Source organism: Flavisolibacter ginsengiterrae DSM 18136, from assembly GCF_059568575.1.
The window spans coordinates 264,546-280,512 of sequence record NZ_JCANTR010000002.1 but is presented as its reverse complement, the minus strand read 5'-3'; the positions used below and the strand labels follow the sequence as shown (position 1 = coordinate 280,512).

17 protein-coding genes are annotated in these 15,967 nt (G+C 40.8%); 9 read left to right on the top strand and 8 right to left on the bottom strand.

The genetic code is table 11. The features are described from left to right. Nucleotides 1-80: 80 nt before the first annotated feature. Nucleotides 81-1,889 carry a M61 family metallopeptidase gene (locus tag BP74_RS03125; RefSeq protein ID WP_496370980.1) on the bottom strand — a complete coding sequence of 603 codons (1,809 nt, stop codon included), beginning with the start codon at nucleotides 1,887-1,889 and terminating at the stop codon, nucleotides 81-83. A gap of 384 nt (nucleotides 1,890-2,273) precedes the next feature. On the opposite strand from BP74_RS03125, the gene BP74_RS03120 reads away from it, so the two are divergent. Then, nucleotides 2,274-2,639, top strand: a complete 366-nt coding sequence (locus BP74_RS03120; RefSeq protein ID WP_496370978.1) for a hypothetical protein — start codon at nucleotides 2,274-2,276, stop codon at nucleotides 2,637-2,639. Between the two features lie 84 nt (nucleotides 2,640-2,723). On the opposite strand, the gene BP74_RS03115 is transcribed toward BP74_RS03120, so the two are convergent. The 3 genes from BP74_RS03115 to BP74_RS03105 form a co-directional block, all read right to left on the bottom strand. After that, nucleotides 2,724-3,149, bottom strand: coding sequence for an SRPBCC family protein (locus BP74_RS03115; RefSeq protein ID WP_496370976.1), 426 nt, complete (start codon nucleotides 3,147-3,149; stop codon nucleotides 2,724-2,726). A 151-nt stretch (nucleotides 3,150-3,300) separates the two neighbouring features. Then, on the bottom strand, nucleotides 3,301-3,933 hold the full coding sequence (locus BP74_RS03110; protein ID WP_496370974.1) for a DsrE family protein: 633 nt from the start codon (nucleotides 3,931-3,933) through the stop codon (nucleotides 3,301-3,303). A 79-nt stretch (nucleotides 3,934-4,012) separates the two neighbouring features. Beyond that, complete coding sequence (locus BP74_RS03105) at nucleotides 4,013-4,483, bottom strand: GNAT family N-acetyltransferase (RefSeq protein WP_496370972.1); 471 nt, start codon at nucleotides 4,481-4,483, stop codon at nucleotides 4,013-4,015. Nucleotides 4,484-4,784: 301 nt separating this feature from the next. On the opposite strand from BP74_RS03105, the gene BP74_RS03100 reads away from it, so the two are divergent. From BP74_RS03100 to BP74_RS03085, 4 genes are all read left to right on the top strand, one after another. Then, a complete protein-coding gene (locus BP74_RS03100) occupies nucleotides 4,785-6,137 on the top strand; it encodes a M16 family metallopeptidase (RefSeq protein ID WP_496370970.1) in 1,353 nt (450 codons plus the stop codon). 24 nt (nucleotides 6,138-6,161) lie between these two features. Beyond that, nucleotides 6,162-7,739 carry a M16 family metallopeptidase gene (locus BP74_RS03095; protein WP_496370968.1) on the top strand — a complete coding sequence of 526 codons (1,578 nt, stop codon included), beginning with the start codon at nucleotides 6,162-6,164 and terminating at the stop codon, nucleotides 7,737-7,739. A 92-nt stretch (nucleotides 7,740-7,831) separates the two neighbouring features. Next, complete coding sequence (locus tag BP74_RS03090) at nucleotides 7,832-9,070, top strand: PQQ-dependent sugar dehydrogenase (protein WP_496370966.1); 1,239 nt, start codon at nucleotides 7,832-7,834, stop codon at nucleotides 9,068-9,070. A gap of 117 nt (nucleotides 9,071-9,187) precedes the next feature. Then, the gene (locus BP74_RS03085) at nucleotides 9,188-10,216 is read left to right on the top strand and encodes a PAS domain-containing sensor histidine kinase (RefSeq protein WP_496370964.1); all 1,029 of its coding nucleotides are present in this window, start codon (nucleotides 9,188-9,190) and stop codon (nucleotides 10,214-10,216) included. A 26-nt stretch (nucleotides 10,217-10,242) separates the two neighbouring features. Here the strand turns inward: BP74_RS03085 and BP74_RS03080 are convergent, their stop codons facing one another. Continuing rightward, a complete protein-coding gene (locus BP74_RS03080; RefSeq protein WP_496370962.1) occupies nucleotides 10,243-10,959 on the bottom strand; it encodes an SDR family oxidoreductase in 717 nt (238 codons plus the stop codon). Nucleotides 10,960-11,207: 248 nt separating this feature from the next. On the opposite strand from BP74_RS03080, the gene BP74_RS03075 reads away from it, so the two are divergent. After that, nucleotides 11,208-11,660, top strand: a complete 453-nt coding sequence (locus BP74_RS03075; protein WP_496370960.1) for a DUF1572 family protein — start codon at nucleotides 11,208-11,210, stop codon at nucleotides 11,658-11,660. A gap of 165 nt (nucleotides 11,661-11,825) precedes the next feature. After that, nucleotides 11,826-12,299: a hypothetical protein gene (locus tag BP74_RS03070; protein ID WP_496370958.1), complete on the top strand. Its 474-nt coding sequence runs from the start codon at nucleotides 11,826-11,828 to the stop codon at nucleotides 12,297-12,299. A gap of 94 nt (nucleotides 12,300-12,393) precedes the next feature. On the opposite strand, the gene BP74_RS03065 is transcribed toward BP74_RS03070, so the two are convergent. After that, nucleotides 12,394-12,939: a nuclear transport factor 2 family protein gene (locus BP74_RS03065; RefSeq protein WP_496370956.1), complete on the bottom strand. Its 546-nt coding sequence runs from the start codon at nucleotides 12,937-12,939 to the stop codon at nucleotides 12,394-12,396. A 271-nt stretch (nucleotides 12,940-13,210) separates the two neighbouring features. Between BP74_RS03065 and BP74_RS03060 the strand changes: the two genes are divergently transcribed. After that, a complete protein-coding gene (locus BP74_RS03060) occupies nucleotides 13,211-13,600 on the top strand; it encodes a GerW family sporulation protein (RefSeq protein ID WP_496370954.1) in 390 nt (129 codons plus the stop codon). Nucleotides 13,601-13,767: 167 nt separating this feature from the next. On the opposite strand, the gene BP74_RS03055 is transcribed toward BP74_RS03060, so the two are convergent. Beyond that, nucleotides 13,768-14,106, bottom strand: a complete 339-nt coding sequence (locus tag BP74_RS03055; RefSeq protein WP_496370952.1) for a hypothetical protein — start codon at nucleotides 14,104-14,106, stop codon at nucleotides 13,768-13,770. Between the two features lie 182 nt (nucleotides 14,107-14,288). Further along, nucleotides 14,289-14,780 (bottom strand): DUF6799 domain-containing protein, encoded by a 492-nt coding sequence (locus tag BP74_RS03050; protein WP_496370950.1) that lies wholly within the window; start codon nucleotides 14,778-14,780, stop codon nucleotides 14,289-14,291. A gap of 191 nt (nucleotides 14,781-14,971) precedes the next feature. Here BP74_RS03050 and BP74_RS03045 point away from each other — a divergent pair, with 191 nt between their 5' ends. Next, nucleotides 14,972-15,952, top strand: coding sequence for a glycoside hydrolase family 43 protein (locus BP74_RS03045; RefSeq protein WP_496370948.1), 981 nt, complete (start codon nucleotides 14,972-14,974; stop codon nucleotides 15,950-15,952). The last annotated feature ends 15 nt before the right edge of the window (nucleotides 15,953-15,967 follow it).

Genomic DNA, 15,967 nt, shown 5'->3' with positions numbered 1-15,967 from the left:
AGCCTTTCTTTAAGTAACATGTCCGGCAAGAGTACTTATTTACAACAGGCACATTTGCCTATGCTATTTTATTTCTGTTCTTACCTGGCCCTTGAAGATTGCCAGTCTGATTTTACTTTTTCCTGCCCTGAAGTATTGAGCCTGTTAAGTGGGACAATATTCATAGCAGTATTGCCTTTCAATTTGATATTGGTCTCAATGAACGTATTACGATGTTTATAAACCAGTTTGAGCTGTTCACCCGCTTTGTGCTTGGCCAGGATATTTTTATAATCCTGTTCATTATGAAGTGCCTCACCATCCAATTCTGTTAATTCATCCCCTGCATCCACACCTGCATCATACAGCGGGGTACCACGAATGGTATTATCTGCCACAACCAGTTTCCCATTTTCGGTTTCCAAACGGGTATTGCCTGTAATGTCAGCTCCTGCACCTTCACTGGTGACTTCAAGGCCCGCTTTTGATAAAAGTTTTCCATAATCAATGGTCGAATGCCCGTATACATATTTTGTAAAAAATGCTTTTGCAAAATCAGTATTTGAATATGCCGCTAATGCATCCTGTAAACCATTCATAGTATAAGGCTTTTCGGTTTTGCCAAAGCGCTTCCAAAGTTCACGCATAAATCCATCCAGCGATCTGCCGGGCATATCCCGCAGCTGCATATCCAGTGCCAGCGCCAATGCGCCGCCATGGGAATAATATGAAGTGAACATATTTGGGTAATTGGTCCTGTCAATGGAAACACCAGCATCAACAAATACGGCACGCTGGCTGTTTTCAAGAGGTGTATAATATTTACCTCCTGGCGTATTTACCTTTGCATTGACCAGGGAAGCCATTTGCAGGTTGAAAATAGAGTCAGGCGTTAATCCCGCTCTTTTCATTAAGAGCCATCCGTAATATTGAGTAAATCCCTCAGCCACCCACAGGCCTTCACTCATATTACTCTTTTCAAAATTGAAAGGCTCAAGCGATTTGGGGCGTATGCGTTCCACATTCCAGCAGTGAAAAAATTCATGGGCAAAAGTGCCCAGGAAACTATTAGCTCCGGTGAATAACCGGCCACTGGTGATCATGGTTGAATTGCGGTGTTCCATGCCATCTCCGTGCACATACGGGTTTAAGCTGGCAATAAATGTATAGCTTCCATTATCATAGGCAGGCACCTCTCCAAATACGGCCTGTGCTTCCTTTACAATAAGCTGTAGTTTTTGGGTGAAGGAATCAACCAGCGATTCAGAAGCCTCAGCTTCCAGTGCCAGCCTGAAGGTGTACGTCTTATGATCAGGATTGGTCACCTTCCATTCCCTGGTATGCAGCTTCCCGATCTTGACAGGAGAATCCATGAAATATTGTAAGCCCGGGGCTGTAAAAGTATTTGCCTCTCCGGAAGGTTTTAGCTGTGTAGCGATCTTCCAGTTTTTATCAACATCGGAAAAATGAATGGTGATAGGCGCATTTTCCAACCCCTTCACCCACATAAAGCTGGCAGGCATATTCAGGTGGTAACCCGTTGGGTCAATGCTTGCATATGTGCCATCGGCATAATTTCCATAAAGGGTATAATGCAGCACTATATGACCCTTATGGTTGGGTACCGTATATACATCACCGTCAGTTTTTGTTAACGTTAATGTTTTTCCATTTCCATCCTCTGCGGAAACATTATAAACATTTTTCCCAAATTCATGCGTTGCATACCGGCCGGGAGAGGATCGACTCATGCGGAAGATTGCAGGGCCTTGCCTGATGCCAGAAATGGTGAGTGTGATCTCTGCCTCGTGGTGTGCTGCATGCGGTGCAGCGAAATCATAACGCACCTGTTGCGCCCAGGATATGGAATAACTAAGAGTGACGAATAGCAATAGAAATAATTTCCTCATGAAAATCAATTATTTGGATAAAAATAAGACTTCCATCATAAGTGATTTTATTAAGGAACACCATCTTTAAGTTCATTATAAACCTTCTTCCTGGCTTCTTGCTATTTACGCCATGGCTGCTTCCTGTTTTCTCCATAGTATCCCCGTACTATCCCCGTACTATCCCCGTACTTTCCCCGTATGGGAACGCCTAAAGAACGGGTTTATAACGGGTAACTAACGGCCATGTTTCGGATATGCTATACTGTTACCAGGATGGAGCTTGCAGGTTAACTACGCGTAACCCTTAAATAATTATAAACATGTGGAAAAATAATTGCTAAAAAAATTAGTAAATAATTCATGAGATTATATCTTAGTGATACAAATTAAAATCTATATTTTATGGCTAAACAAGTTGGCCCTGTAAAGATCGAGGGCACTATTGGGGGCATCACTTTCCTGACACAAAACGGAAAGTATATTGCTAAGGAAAAATCATCTCTGAAAGGGAGTACAGTTAAAAAGTCCTGGCGTTTTAAAAGATCAAGGATCAATTCTGACAAATTCGGCATGGCTTCTAAATTGGGATCGCAGTATTATCATAAACTACCTGTATTGGGTAGAAACAATGCTATGTACCAACGAATGATGGGAGATGCTCAAAAGTTGCTATGTGCCGGTAGCTCTCTGGAAGAAGTTAAATTGATGCTTGAAAAAATGGTGGCAGATCTTACCGCTAAAATGTATCGTAAAAAAAGAAGGCGGTAAGAATTTGGGAATGGGAATTGGTTGAATGCAACCCGGTAATAGAATTGGTGGACAGACTGTTACCGGGGCAAACAACTGGAAAGTTTACCTTGATTCTGCATACTTTTTAAAGTTGTCCATGATGGCTTGCCATCCGCCTCTTTGCATTTCTAACGAATTAGTATTTTCTGCTTCAAATGTTTCAATGACTTTCGTTGAATTTCCCTGGCTTGAAAAATTCACCTGAACCTTCCGTCCATCAGCGATGGTGTACTCCAGGTACTTATTATCCTGTACATCGTCATAGGTGCCTTCAAAATCAAATCCAAAACTTCCATCCTTTGCTTCCATTCGTGCCCGGAACTTGCCGCCAGCACGAAGATCATTTTCTGCCCATGGCGTGTGCCAGTCATCTGATGCTGCATTCCATTTCGTGATATGTTCTGGTTTTGTCCAGTAGTCCCAAACATTTTGAAGGGGGGCATTGACTGTAGTCTCAACAGTAATTTTGGTTTTGTTGGCTGTTTCCATGATTGATGTTTTTAATGCTGGTACAAACTTATGCCTGTTTCATAAAACAGCAATAGTGTGTAACCGGCTACTTTAGGAAGTATAAACGCAAATATTTCATTACCAGTGGATAGTATCTGCTTTACTTACACGAACATGAATTAATTAGTATTTATTTATCTTCTGATATTGTATTCAGTACATATCCCTTCAGTTGGTAAGCAGATAATACTGTTTGCGCAGTCAATGCAATACGTACACGGGGATCTATTTCTTCTTTTTTTACATCAAGAAAATTCATAGCCTGCCCGCAGGCTATGAAGCGCACGCCATTTTTTATTAATTCATCCATCATGGCAATATTGGGATTATCAGTGCCGTATTTTTTATGATAATTCTGGTTGTTATAGAGAGAAAATATGGCCGGTCCATGAACCACCACAACGATGTCTAATTTGTTTTGGGGAATGCCGGAAGCTATATGTAGGTTAATGATGCGTCCTACCTCAGCAAGCCCGCCATTGACCTCTTTTGCAGAAACTGAATCCTTTGTGGGATATACATCCTCCAGCAATAACTTATACCTCATCTTCGGATCAGGTATTTCGGTTATACCTTCAACCGGCATTACCCCGGACCATTTGCTACCCTTGATCAGGGGATAATAGGCCCTGGCAAAGATGGCAGCCATCTTCATTGAATCTTTTTGTGCCCGGGCGATGCTATCCTGTGAATTTTGAGCTGATGGTTGGGCTTTTGCATGATAACAAAAAATACAAAAGACTATAAACGCGAAACATTTCATAAGCAGTTATTTTGGAATAAAAGTGTATCATTAAATATACGGGATTTTAGGTTGAGCCCCCATTAGCTGGTCTAAAACCTCACAGTAAATGCTTTAATTGCTTTTTCATGCATACACTTTCCTGTAAACCTTCATAGGGAGGATAGTTGGGAATGATAATGTACCCGCTGGTTTCATATAACCTGCGTGCCGTAGCAAAATGGATACTTGTTTCCAAAATGGCATATACATAGCCTTTTTCTACTGCCCATTGTTCCAGGCCATTGAGCATTATCTTCGAGAGGCCTTTTCCTCTCCATTCTTTTTCAACGAACATCCTCTTTATCTCCACAGTACCAGGTACAATTTCCTTAAAGCATCCACATGCCACTGCTTGTTTACTTTTATATGCTATAATCACAGTGTTAAGGTCAGGAACTTTATTGTATTGATCATAAGTAGCCTGGTCTTCATTCAATTCATTCCAAAGTTCATGATCCAGGTGCGTGATCAACATTTGAAAATCTATATCTGCAGCATTTGTTCTTTTTAACAGGAACTCTTTTGTCATTTTGCAAAAATAGCTTCCGGGTATAGGGAATACAAAATGACTGACCTGGTTTAAAACAGCATTTTATGCCATGGAAAAGGAGTGGAGGTTAATAAAATGGCAAAACAACCTTCTTTAGTGGAAGCAACAGGAATAGCTTTCATTTGCAAACCCTCTGTTCCATTAAGTTTTTTGCCACCTATAATTTGGTTTCTATTGTAAATTATGGTGCAAAGTTCTGATTGATCAATTATTTCAATATCTTATAGAATTCTTTGATCTCAACCCGGGGTCGTTATTAATTTAATTTTCAATCAAACAAATGAAAAGAACATTACTGCTTTCGATGGTATTGCTACTGGTATGGGGTAATGGCCATGGCCGCAAACTGCCAGGTGATAAGATACTTCCTTACCCGATACTTCAAAAAAAATTATCCAACGGTTTGAATGTGGTTACTGTACCCTATAACAGTCCTGGTCTCGCTGCTTTTTATATTGTTATCCGTGCAGGATCCAGGGATGAAATCGAGCCGGGCAAAACTGGCTTTGCACATTTCTTTGAACATATGATGTTTCGGGGTACGGATAAGTTTCCATCTGATAAATACAGCGCTATTTTAAAAAGTACTGGTGCTTCTGCCAATGCCAATACATCTCTTGACAGGACCATCTACCATATGACAGGTAATGCGGAAAAACTGGAAACCATGTTTGAGATAGAAGGTGACAGGTTTCAGAATCTAAAGTATTCTGTGCAGGATTTTAAAACCGAGGCAGGTGCCGTAAAAGGCGAGTACACCAAGAATTCGGCAAGCCCTTTTGTGCAGTTGAATGAAGAAATAGCTGAAACAGCTTTTCAGTCACACACTTATGGTCATACCACCATGGGGTATTTCAAAGACGTAGTGGATATGCCTAACCAGTATGATTATTCCCTGGAATTCTTCAAGCGGTTTTACCGGCCTGAATATGCTACTATTATTGTGGTTGGAGATGTGACACAGCAGAAAGTAAATATGTTGGCCGAAAAATATTTTGGCAGCTGGAAAAAGGGTGATTATGTTTCTAAGATTCCATATGAGCCCACACAATCAGAAACCAGGTATACGCATATTCAAATGTCTGGTTTTCCACCCCTGTTGGCACTGAATTATAAGAGTCCTTCTTTTAACGACCAGCAAATTGATATGCCTGCCCTGGATGTACTATCCACCCTGTTGTTCTCTGAAAAAAGCGAACTCTATAAAAAGCTGGTATTGAATGAACAGAAGTTGCGCTTTATACAAGGGGGGGCCACTGATTCGAGAGATCCCAATTTATTCAATATCTATGCTTCGGTGGTTAAAGCTGCAGACATGCAATACGTAAAGGATGAAATAGTCAAAGCCCTGGAAAATGCCAAAACCAACAAGGTGGATGCACAATTGCTGGCTGAAACCAAGTCAAACCTGAAGTACAGCTTTGCTATGCGTATAGACAATCCGACGAGCATTGCAGAATCCTTATCGCACTACGTGTACCTTACCGGCGACCCCGAATCATTGAACAGGCTGTATGCGCTATATGATAAGGTCAGCGCGCAGGACCTGATCAATGTGGCGCAAAAGTATTTCGTTAACACCGGTCTTACTGTAGCTACTATTTCACCGGCTGAGTCGATTGATGTAAAGTAATTATTTCAAACTAAAAATCATTATATGCAATTGCGCATAAAAATCCTATTCATCTTACTGGCTGCTATTAGTACACAAATCGGTGCGCAGCAGGTGGTGGAATTAAAAATGCCTAAATCCAATAAGGTTGTTATCAAGCTAATGTTCCGGAATGGATCCATTACCGATCCGCAGGGTAAAGAAGGCATTACTCAATTGTTGGCATCCCTGGTCACTGAAGGCGGAACAAGAGAGTTAACCAAAGAACAGATCACTGATAAAATCTATCCATGGGCGGCAAATTATGGCAGTAGTGTAGATAAGGAGGTGAGTGTTTTTACATTCGAGGTGCCTGCTGTTTTCCTGGTCAAATTCTATCCTATTATAAAAGGATTACTTCTTAATCCTTCTTTCTCATCAAAAGATTTTGACAGGGTAAAATCTAATCAGCAAAACTATGTTGATGAGGTGATCAGAACTTCTTCTGATGAAGAATATAGCAAGAAAGCCCTGGAAGACTTTTTATTCAGGGGAACCAATTACCAGCACCTTACTGCCGGGACCAGCAGCAGTTTAAAAGATATCACCCTTGATGATGTGAAGAAACAATATAAAAAATATTTCTGCCGCAATAACCTTACTATAGGCATTGCAGGTAATTATACCGCTGCATTTCTTGCTACTTTACAGAAAGATATGCAGTTACTGCCAGCTTTACAGGGTGCCTTACCTGTACCCGGCAAGGCTCAAATGCCAGATGGCATCAATATAGAGATCATTGCAAAAAAGAACGCTTTGGGCTCTGCCATTTTTGGAGGTTTCCCCATGAACCTTACCCGAGCCAATGATGATTTTGCAGCTATGATGGTTGCCAATTCCTGGCTGGGTGAACATCGCAAAGAATATTCCCGGTTGTACCAGAAATTGAGAGAACAGCGGTCAATGAATTATGGTGATTACACTTATATTGAATGGTATGAGAACGGAGGTGGAAATATGTTACCGTCTCCAGGTGTGCCCAGGTCATCCAATTATTTTAGTTTTTGGATACGACCGGTTCAAACGGCTAAGGGCTTGAAAGGACAATATCCCGAATTGAATACGATCAATATAGGTCATGCACACTATGCCTTGCGGATGGTACTGAAGGAAATGGATAATATGATACAGAACGGCATGTCGCAACAGGAATTTGAGCTTACCAGGGATTTCCTGCGCAGCTATATCAAATTATATATACAAAGTCCTGAAAGGCAATTAGGCTTTTTAATGGATTCACGTTTCTATGGGCGCAAAGATTATATCTCAGAGATGGACAAACTGCTGGCGAAGCTTACTGTAGCTGATGTAAATATGGCTATTAAAAAATACTGGCAAACGAAGAACATGGACATAGCCATTGTTACAGACCAAACGGAAGCTGAGCCACTGGCTAAAAGCCTGCAGGAAAATGCCCCTTCCCCCATGTCTTATTCCAATAACCTGAAGTCAGCATTGCCTGCTTCTATCCTGGAAGAAGATAAGCTGGTAGAACAATATCCAATGAAGGTGAACAAAGTGACGATCATATCTTCTGACCTGCCTTTCACTGGTAAGGAACGATTGCCAAAGAAGACCATGTAATAACAAACCGCTTCAGTAATGAAGCGGTTTTTTTATTTAGTGGTAAAGTTATTGCTGCTGCTTTGTAATTAATTTTCATCCAAATCATTTATATGTTCAAGTTTAGAATGATAATGGCCATAACCTCTATATTATTTGCCGCCTGTAGCAGCTATTCCAATAATACAACTGCCGTTTCATTACCCGGAGATACAACTACAATGCCTCCCGTTGAAACCAGGAAACCCAATTCTGATTATAAACCTGCATTTCCAGGGCAAACAAGGGTAGGCGGTGTAAAGACCAATACGCCTTATTCAGTTTCCATACTGACTAATTCCCTTAAAAGACCATGGGGAATAGCTATGCTTCCTGATGGTCGTTTGCTGATAACTGAAAAAGGTGGGGTCATGCGTATTGTAACCACAAAAGGAGAGGTTGGCGAACCCATTACCGGCTTGCCGGAAGTGAATGCATCAGGACAGGGAGGATTGCTGGATGTTGCTGTGGATCCGCAGTTCAATCAAAACAGGATGATCTACTGGACTTTTTCAGAAAGGACCCCGGAGGGCAACCTAACGGCATTGGCTAAGGGCAGTTTGTCTTCAGATGAAAAGCAGGTGCAAAATGCAAAAGTTATATACCGTGCCACTCCAGCTTATAATGGAAACCTGCATTATGGCGGCCGCCTGCTTATTGATCCATCAGGAAACCTGGTGATCAGTACAGGCGAACGCTCAGACCTGGCCACGAGGCCACAGGCCCAGCAATTGAACTCCGCATTGGGCAAGATCATACGGGTAACAAAGGAGGGGCAGCCCGCTCCCGGCAATCCATTTATTGGAAAGGAAGGTGTGCGACCCGAACTTTATTCCTATGGACACAGGAATGTACAGGGCCTGGCCTTCCACCCCCAGACGGGAGATCTTTGGGAATCGGAGATGGGGCCAAGAGGAGGTGATGAGGTGAACAGGATAGAGCCTGGTCATAATTATGGATGGCCGGTCATAGGATATGGCCTCGAATACAGTGGACAGAAAGTGGGGGAGGGCATTACCCAGAAGGATGGCATGGAGCAACCTGTTTATTATTGGGATCCGGTGTTATCACCTAGTGGTATTACCTTTTACAGTGGAGATAAAATACCGGAATGGAAAAATAATTTATTTATTGCTGGTCTTAACAGCAATCATATTGCCCGCCTGGTGATCCAAAACAATAAAGTAACCGGTGAGGAGCGCTTGCTGGCCAATGAAGGACAGCGTTTTCGTGATGTAGCGGAGGGTAAAGATGGTGCTTTATATACTGTGACAGATGAAGGAAGACTGTACAGGATAGCTAAGAAAGAATGAGGCCATAAGACAGGTTCCCGGTAAGGGTTTATCAACCATATAGTTAAAATAGGTGTGTGCAGATATTTGAATCAAAGGAATACCTGTATTTATGTATTTTCATCATTCATGGACCCAATGAAACAAACTGATTATGAGGTATTCTCCTTTCTTGAACGTACGCCGGACCTTGTGTGCATAGCTGACAGGGAAGGGTTCTTTCAAAAAATAAACCAGTCAGTGATTGATACGCTGGAGTATTCCCGGGAGGAATTAATGGCAAGTCCGATTTCCAGCTTTATCCACCCGGAAGATAAAAAACTCACCAGCCGCAAACGGAATAAATTACTCGAAGGCGAGGCACTGGTGAATTTTGAGAACCGCTATGTGGCTAAATCCGGTAAAGTAATATGGCTGCACTGGACCTCAGTTTACTTGCCAGACAAGGAAGTGGTGCTGGCTATCGCTAAGAACATAACTGTTAAAAAGCAGGCAGAACTGGAGATAGAGGAAAAGTATAAAAAGTTTAAAGGTCTTGCCAGTCATTTTAAAGCCAGCCTGGAAAAGGACAGGAAATACCTGGCTATTGAACTGCACGAGGAACTGGCACAATTGGCTTCTGTTGTTAAAATAGATCTTGACTGGATCAGGGATCACACACCTGATCTTCCCTGGGCTACACAAAGCAGGATAGATCATGCCCTGGGAGTTTCTGAACTCCTGATCAATACTATGCGACGAATTTCTTTTTCCATTAGTCCCAATATGTTGGAAGACCTGGGCCTGCATGATACACTGGAATGGCTGTGTAAGGAATTTTCCATTCTGAATGGCATTCCCTGTGTCTATGAGAGCAGGTATAACGAAGAACTATTAACTTATGATACCCAATTGGACTTTTTCAGGATCTGCCAGGAAGCATTAAGTAATACCATGAACCATGCAGGAGCGTCGTCAGTTAAGATCTCTCTTGAAAAACTAAATCATGAAATATGCCTTACCATTCATGATGATGGACAAGGATTTGAATGGGGCCAGCAAAAGATTACTCCCGGCCTCACCAATATCAGGGAAAGAGTAGCCTCTATCAATGGCCGGCTAAAAGTGAAAACAGGAAAAGGAATGGGCACTTGTGTTTGTGTTACCATTGGCAGTGAGCTCCATTAATAATATTTCTACAGACAGTGCAGGAATTATCCCTTTCCCGGCATTGAGGGCCTAACCTCCACCTTGCTGGGTAATGTTCTTACCGGCATGTGCAAAAGGTCAGAAACGATCTGCCCAATATCCTCAGGTTGGATCTTCCAGGCATCAGCATCTGAAGGGGTATGGTCATTGAAATGTGTAGCCACGGATCCCGGCATAATAGTGGTCACCTTGATACCATATTTACGCAGGTCAAGCATGATGGCCTGGGTAAAGCCTACCAACCCAAATTTACTGGCATTATAAGCGGAGGCCGTTTCAAAGAAATTGGTACCTGCCAGGCTGGCGATGGTAATAATGTAGCCTTTGGTTTTTTTCAGTGCATCAATGCTTGCCTTTACACTATTAAATACCCCGGTAAGGTTGGTATCCATGGTTTCTTTCCATTCTGCTTCTGATATGGTATCTATAGGCGCAAAATGTCCAACCCCTGCATTCGCTACCAATACATCCAGTTTTCCAAAATGTTCCATAACAGATTGAATGGCTTTCACTTCCGAAGCCATGGAACTTACCTCTGATTCAATGGCCAAAATGCGTGTAGGGTCTTTGCTAAGTGATTCTGCAGCATTTCTAGCTGCAGATATATTGCGGCTTGTTATTGCCACCCGCATGCCTTCATTCAATAGTGTTTTGGCTATACCAAATCCTATTCCTTTACTGCCACCAGTGATATAGGCTACTTTATCTTTGAGGTCACTCATAAAATGGTTTTTGGGTTATATTTTAACGTTAATGCAAATACAAAGAAAAGCAATAACTGTTCATTCATCCGAAATTGAAAGTAAGCGCGCGTTTTATCCTGGTAAGTTGTAAAAAGCTTTCGGCAGAATGGTAATTTTTTGGAACTTCATCAACATGTAGTTTGGGAGGATCTTAAAGAACAGAGAAGAGTTTTTCCAGATGTTAAAGCACATTTTCTAATACAATTAATTATTTATTCCCTCTAAGTATGTTATTGGAAACACTGAAAACTTTGTTTAACAGGGACCTTAACAGGTTGAAAGCAGAAATAGAAAATTATACCAGAGAAGAAAAGATCTGGATTATAGACAAGTGTATTGCTAATTCTTCAGGAAATCTATGCCTGCACATTGCAGGCAATCTTAATACCTACATCGGGAAAGAATTGGGAGGAACAAATTACACCAGAAACAGGGACCTGGAATTCTCCCTTAAAAACGTTCCCAGGTCAGAACTGCTTAGTCAAATAACAGGCACAATGGCAATGGTTGAGCAAGTGCTCAGTCAACTTGATGAGGTGGAGCTAAAAAAGGAATATCCTATTCTTGTCCTGGATAGAAAAACATCTACAGAGTATTTGCTTATTCACCTGGCAACGCACCTGGCTTATCATTTAGGACAGGTTAATTATCACCGTAGGTTATTAGATGTTGAATTGTAACGTAAATAGAAGAGATGAAAATGTATTTTGTAAATTAATAACCGCGGCTATATTTTTACGCCGTAAAAAATATTAGCAACCAAAACAAATGCGGCTATCTTCTGATGGCCACTAAAATACAACTACTCCTTTCCGCTTAGCAATAAGCGCTTTTGACAATTCCCTATGACCCTAATTTTTTCTTTTAAAAAGACCTATTTGGTACAGGATTCTATTGAAAATGTACATGCTGAGATCAAATCTATTTTGAGGCTGCCCTGGTATGATTATTCCGAAAATATTACCGGAAAGCTTTACGATGATGGAAGTTTCCGGTTTTGGCCAAAATGGACATTTGCCAGTTTGAATGTTATTGGTTTCCCTAAAAACCTGGCTTACCTGACCTGCACATTAAAAGAAGTGGATAGCAAAACATTCATTCAAACCATTGCCAGGCCTAATTATGGCATGGTGAGTGCTTTTTATCTTATGATAATTTTGTTATTGGCAAAACTAACAGGGATCAATACATTTTTTGATGTCTCCTTTGAGAAAATGGCTGTTGTATTTCTTATCATGGGGATTGTCTTAGCCGCATTAATGGTTATGGGTGCAGTAAGTTTAAGAAACCGTTTCGAACGTCTCATGCAATTAAGGTAAGGCTGGAGTATAGGCAAATATCCTTCCTTTATGCTTTTAAGTCATCTTATTTTCTTACTTTCTCTTGCTGCACCCGTTTAATATGTAATGCAGTTTATTTCTTTGGTCTTTTGTATTGAGAATACCAGGAGATCTTCCCATCCTTTACCTCGTTGATATCATGATAACTGGCTGAATCCACCTTGCCGTTTTTGTAGGTATCTGTTTCGTCATACCAGGTAACGATATAACTGTCTTTCTTGTCTGTGGAGTGCATTTTGTTCCATGCATGCATGGTGATCTTAACAGAACTCAGGCTGTCCCTGTAGGTTGACCACATCTTTCCCAGGTCGGCATTTGTTTTTTTGGAATGCTCACCTGAAGACATATCCAGGACTACTGAATCCGCCATAGCTTTCAAAAGACCACTCATATTATTGTTTTCCCAGTCTTTATATGTAGTTAATACCATTTTAAGATCAGCATCTGATACATCATTATCCCATTGACTGGAATATAAAGCCTGGTAAGGGAGATCTGTGGCAGGTTTTGTTGTGCTACTGTCATTGGCAACTGAGGCCATTCCCTTGGTTTTAGTTTCATTGTCTTTGCAGGAGAATAAAAAAGAAGCCAGACAGAAACAAAAGAGCAATTGTTTCATATTGTTGTTTTGGTTTAAAAATCTAAATGCCGGAGAAAGGGAGTTATACTTAGGGGAAAGATTGCCATGATCTTGGAGATCAGTAAAGCCTATTGAAAGATAGCAATTGATTCTGTTACCAGGTAACATTTTCTTCTGAATTATTATAACCAGGTAAACAAAGCTGTTGATGAGTTCTTATTTAAGTGAAAAGGCGAGCTTTGTAAATGTCTTATCAGCCATTCCATGTTTGTATCATTCAACTTCTTCCAATTCTTTTAAATCAACCTATATGCCTGATCAAAATTTCATAGAAAAACTGGCATCCGGATTTCACGAATCTGCCTCGGTAAAAAATATTTTTGGAGAGCCTGTCAAAACAGGTGATAAAACCATTATTCCTGTTGCAAGGATAGCTTATGGATTAGGAGGCGGTTTCGGACAGGGAAAGAAAAATAAGAAGGATGGGGATAATAATGCAGTTACGCAGGATGATCAACCAATAGGAGAGGGAGAAGGAGCAGGCGGCGGTGGCGGTATGTATGCAAGGGCCAAAGGTGTTTACGAAATAACACCCACCTCCACAAGATTTATACCTGTTGACAATACCAGGGAAATAATTGCAGGTTTCTGCTTCGGCTTCCTTTTCCATGCATTATTTGTTTGCAGAAAAAGACATTAATTACAAGGTAGCGCTAACAATTTATTTATGTGGATGCTAAAAGCAATTGATAGTAATGCTGATTTCTTTTGATGAGATAATAGCTGTAGCTACAAAATAAAGATCATCATCCATTGCTCTAAAAACCAAAGCAAAAAGATGATGATCAATTAAAATGTTGAAACTGATTAGTCTTTATTCCTGGCTTTTAATGCTGCCTCACTTACATATATATGCTTGCCCTTGCCATTAACCCAGTAATAACGGTTATCATCTGAAACATAAATGGTTTGTCCTTCAGGGCCGATCCATGTATCCGATTTTTTGTCGCTAACACGGGCTTTCCCTTTGGATGCCACTTCCGCTGTTTTATTACCTACCGCCTTTGCACCTTTTTTAGTGCCATGCCAGGCCTTGGTTGCGCCTTTTTTAACAGCTTTTCCAGCTTTGTCTACTTTGTTTTGAGCAAATGCCGGGGCAGTTAAACCCAGGATGGCTACCAGTGCGATACCTATTATCTTTTTCATAGTTGTACTTTTTAGTGTAACTCTTATAAGCATACTAAAATGATGCCATTGCCTTTGTAATAGGAATCCCAGGGAAGTGTAAAAATCTTAATCATCTATAACCCAGTTCCTTATTCGTAAGTGCTTAGAAAAATAGGCCTGTTAAAACAACCGGCATGGGTGATAATAAAATGCGTACATTGTTATTTATCGTCCTTCTTATCATCTTTATCAAATACATCCTTAGCTTTTTCACCTACTTTGTTTGCCCCTTTTTCAATGGCTTTACCAGTTTTCTTAGCGCCTTCCTTGGTAGCATCCCATGCATTTTCTATAGCATTACCTGCCTTGTCGAAAAAATTTCCTGATTTGTTCACCACTTCTCCGTCATCCAGTACTACCACATTATGATCCTTTTCCACCTTACCATTTTTATGCACTACAACGCCATTTTCAAGCGTAACATCTTTATCTGTTTCCACCCAATCGTTGTTTTTCCAGACTACCACCTTCCCATTCCTGTAAGAAACGTCTCCATCTGAAGGAGTATAGGTAGTTGTAGTGGTTGTAGTATTAGTGGTTGCAGTTGTATTATTTAAAGTATCCTGCTCTACTGTTGTAGTGGTTTCTTTTGTTTCATTATTACAGGCACAAATTGTTGCTGCAAGGGCTGCTACCAAAAAAAATGTCTTCATACTGATAATTTTATTAATTAAATAAAAAACCGGGCTGATGTATTTAATTCTTTGATCAGCCGGAATTGTACTCCCTGCCAGTTAAAATTCCGTGCCATAAAAACTAATCATTCATTTATTGGATCGTATACAGGTCATTGTGAAAATTAATGTGATATGATCTACATTTATTGCCTAATCACATGATTCAAATGTTGAAACCAATTTCAGTAATTCTGTTTTTATTGTTTGTTTCCTTAGATATTCAAGCCCAGGGAAGGATATTTCATTCAGCTTCTAATCCTGTTATCCCGGGTTGGTATGCCGATCCTGAAGGTGCCATATTGCAACAACAATTATGGATCTATCCTACCTATTCAGCACCCTATGAACAACAGGTTTTCCTGAATGCTTTTTCTACAAAAGATGGACAAAACTGGGTCACGCACAGTCACATAGTTGATACTTCAGCAATAAAATGGGCCAAAAAAGCAATCTGGGCGCCCGCTATTGTTTCAAAAGAAGGAAGGTATTTTTTATTCTTCAGTGCCAATGATGTTCACCCGGGTGAAATAGGAGGCATTGGCGTTGCAGTATCCAAAGATCCCGAAGGACCATATACTGATTACCTTGGAAAGCCATTGATCGGTGAAGTACAAAATGGTGCCCAACCGATAGACCAGTTTGTGTTCCGTGATAAAGATGGTCAATATTACATGATCTACGGTGGATGGGGTCATTGTAATGTAGTAAGGTTGAAAGATGATTTTACAGGTTTGCAGCCTTTTGCAGATGGACAATTATATAAAGAAATTACGCCCAGGGATTATGTTGAAGGACCAGTATTGTTCACACGTAAAGGAAAATACTATTTTATGTGGTCTGAAGGTGGGTGGGGTGGTCCCAATTACAAGGTAGCCTATGCAATAGCTGATTCTCCATTCGGACCGTTTGAACGCATTGGAACAGTTTTAAAACAGGACCCTAAAGTGGCAACAGGGGCAGGACATCATTCAGTGGTGCAGGTACCCGGTAAAGATGAATGGTATATCATATATCACCGAAGGCCTTTGGGCGAGACAAGTGCCAACCACAGGGAGGTGTGTATAGATAGAATGAATTTCGATGAAAAAGGTTTTATTAAGCCTGTAAAAATTACCAAACAGGGTGTAGGCAAGATCAAATTGAAATAACAATATTTCAATGAC

Coding starts and splice junctions, on each gene's coding strand:
- BP74_RS03080 (WP_496370962.1), bottom strand. CDS start 10,959: ATGAGTGACCTCAAAGATAAAGTAGCCTATATCACTGGTGGCAGTAAA.
- BP74_RS03070 (WP_496370958.1), top strand. CDS start 11,826: ATGACCCTAATTTTTTCTTTTAAAAAGACCTATTTGGTACAGGATTCT.
- BP74_RS03105 (WP_496370972.1), bottom strand. CDS start 4,483: ATGACAAAAGAGTTCCTGTTAAAAAGAACAAATGCTGCAGATATAGAT.
- BP74_RS03065 (WP_496370956.1), bottom strand. CDS start 12,939: ATGAAACAATTGCTCTTTTGTTTCTGTCTGGCTTCTTTTTTATTCTCC.
- BP74_RS03115 (WP_496370976.1), bottom strand. CDS start 3,149: ATGGAAACAGCCAACAAAACCAAAATTACTGTTGAGACTACAGTCAAT.
- BP74_RS03045 (WP_496370948.1), top strand. CDS start 14,972: ATGTTGAAACCAATTTCAGTAATTCTGTTTTTATTGTTTGTTTCCTTA.
- BP74_RS03095 (WP_496370968.1), top strand. CDS start 6,162: ATGCAATTGCGCATAAAAATCCTATTCATCTTACTGGCTGCTATTAGT.
- BP74_RS03055 (WP_496370952.1), bottom strand. CDS start 14,106: ATGAAAAAGATAATAGGTATCGCACTGGTAGCCATCCTGGGTTTAACT.
- BP74_RS03090 (WP_496370966.1), top strand. CDS start 7,832: ATGTTCAAGTTTAGAATGATAATGGCCATAACCTCTATATTATTTGCC.
- BP74_RS03100 (WP_496370970.1), top strand. CDS start 4,785: ATGAAAAGAACATTACTGCTTTCGATGGTATTGCTACTGGTATGGGGT.
- BP74_RS03075 (WP_496370960.1), top strand. CDS start 11,208: ATGTTATTGGAAACACTGAAAACTTTGTTTAACAGGGACCTTAACAGG.
- BP74_RS03125 (WP_496370980.1), bottom strand. CDS start 1,889: ATGAGGAAATTATTTCTATTGCTATTCGTCACTCTTAGTTATTCCATA.
- BP74_RS03085 (WP_496370964.1), top strand. CDS start 9,188: ATGAAACAAACTGATTATGAGGTATTCTCCTTTCTTGAACGTACGCCG.
- BP74_RS03050 (WP_496370950.1), bottom strand. CDS start 14,780: ATGAAGACATTTTTTTTGGTAGCAGCCCTTGCAGCAACAATTTGTGCC.
- BP74_RS03060 (WP_496370954.1), top strand. CDS start 13,211: ATGCCTGATCAAAATTTCATAGAAAAACTGGCATCCGGATTTCACGAA.
- BP74_RS03120 (WP_496370978.1), top strand. CDS start 2,274: ATGGCTAAACAAGTTGGCCCTGTAAAGATCGAGGGCACTATTGGGGGC.
- BP74_RS03110 (WP_496370974.1), bottom strand. CDS start 3,933: ATGAAATGTTTCGCGTTTATAGTCTTTTGTATTTTTTGTTATCATGCA.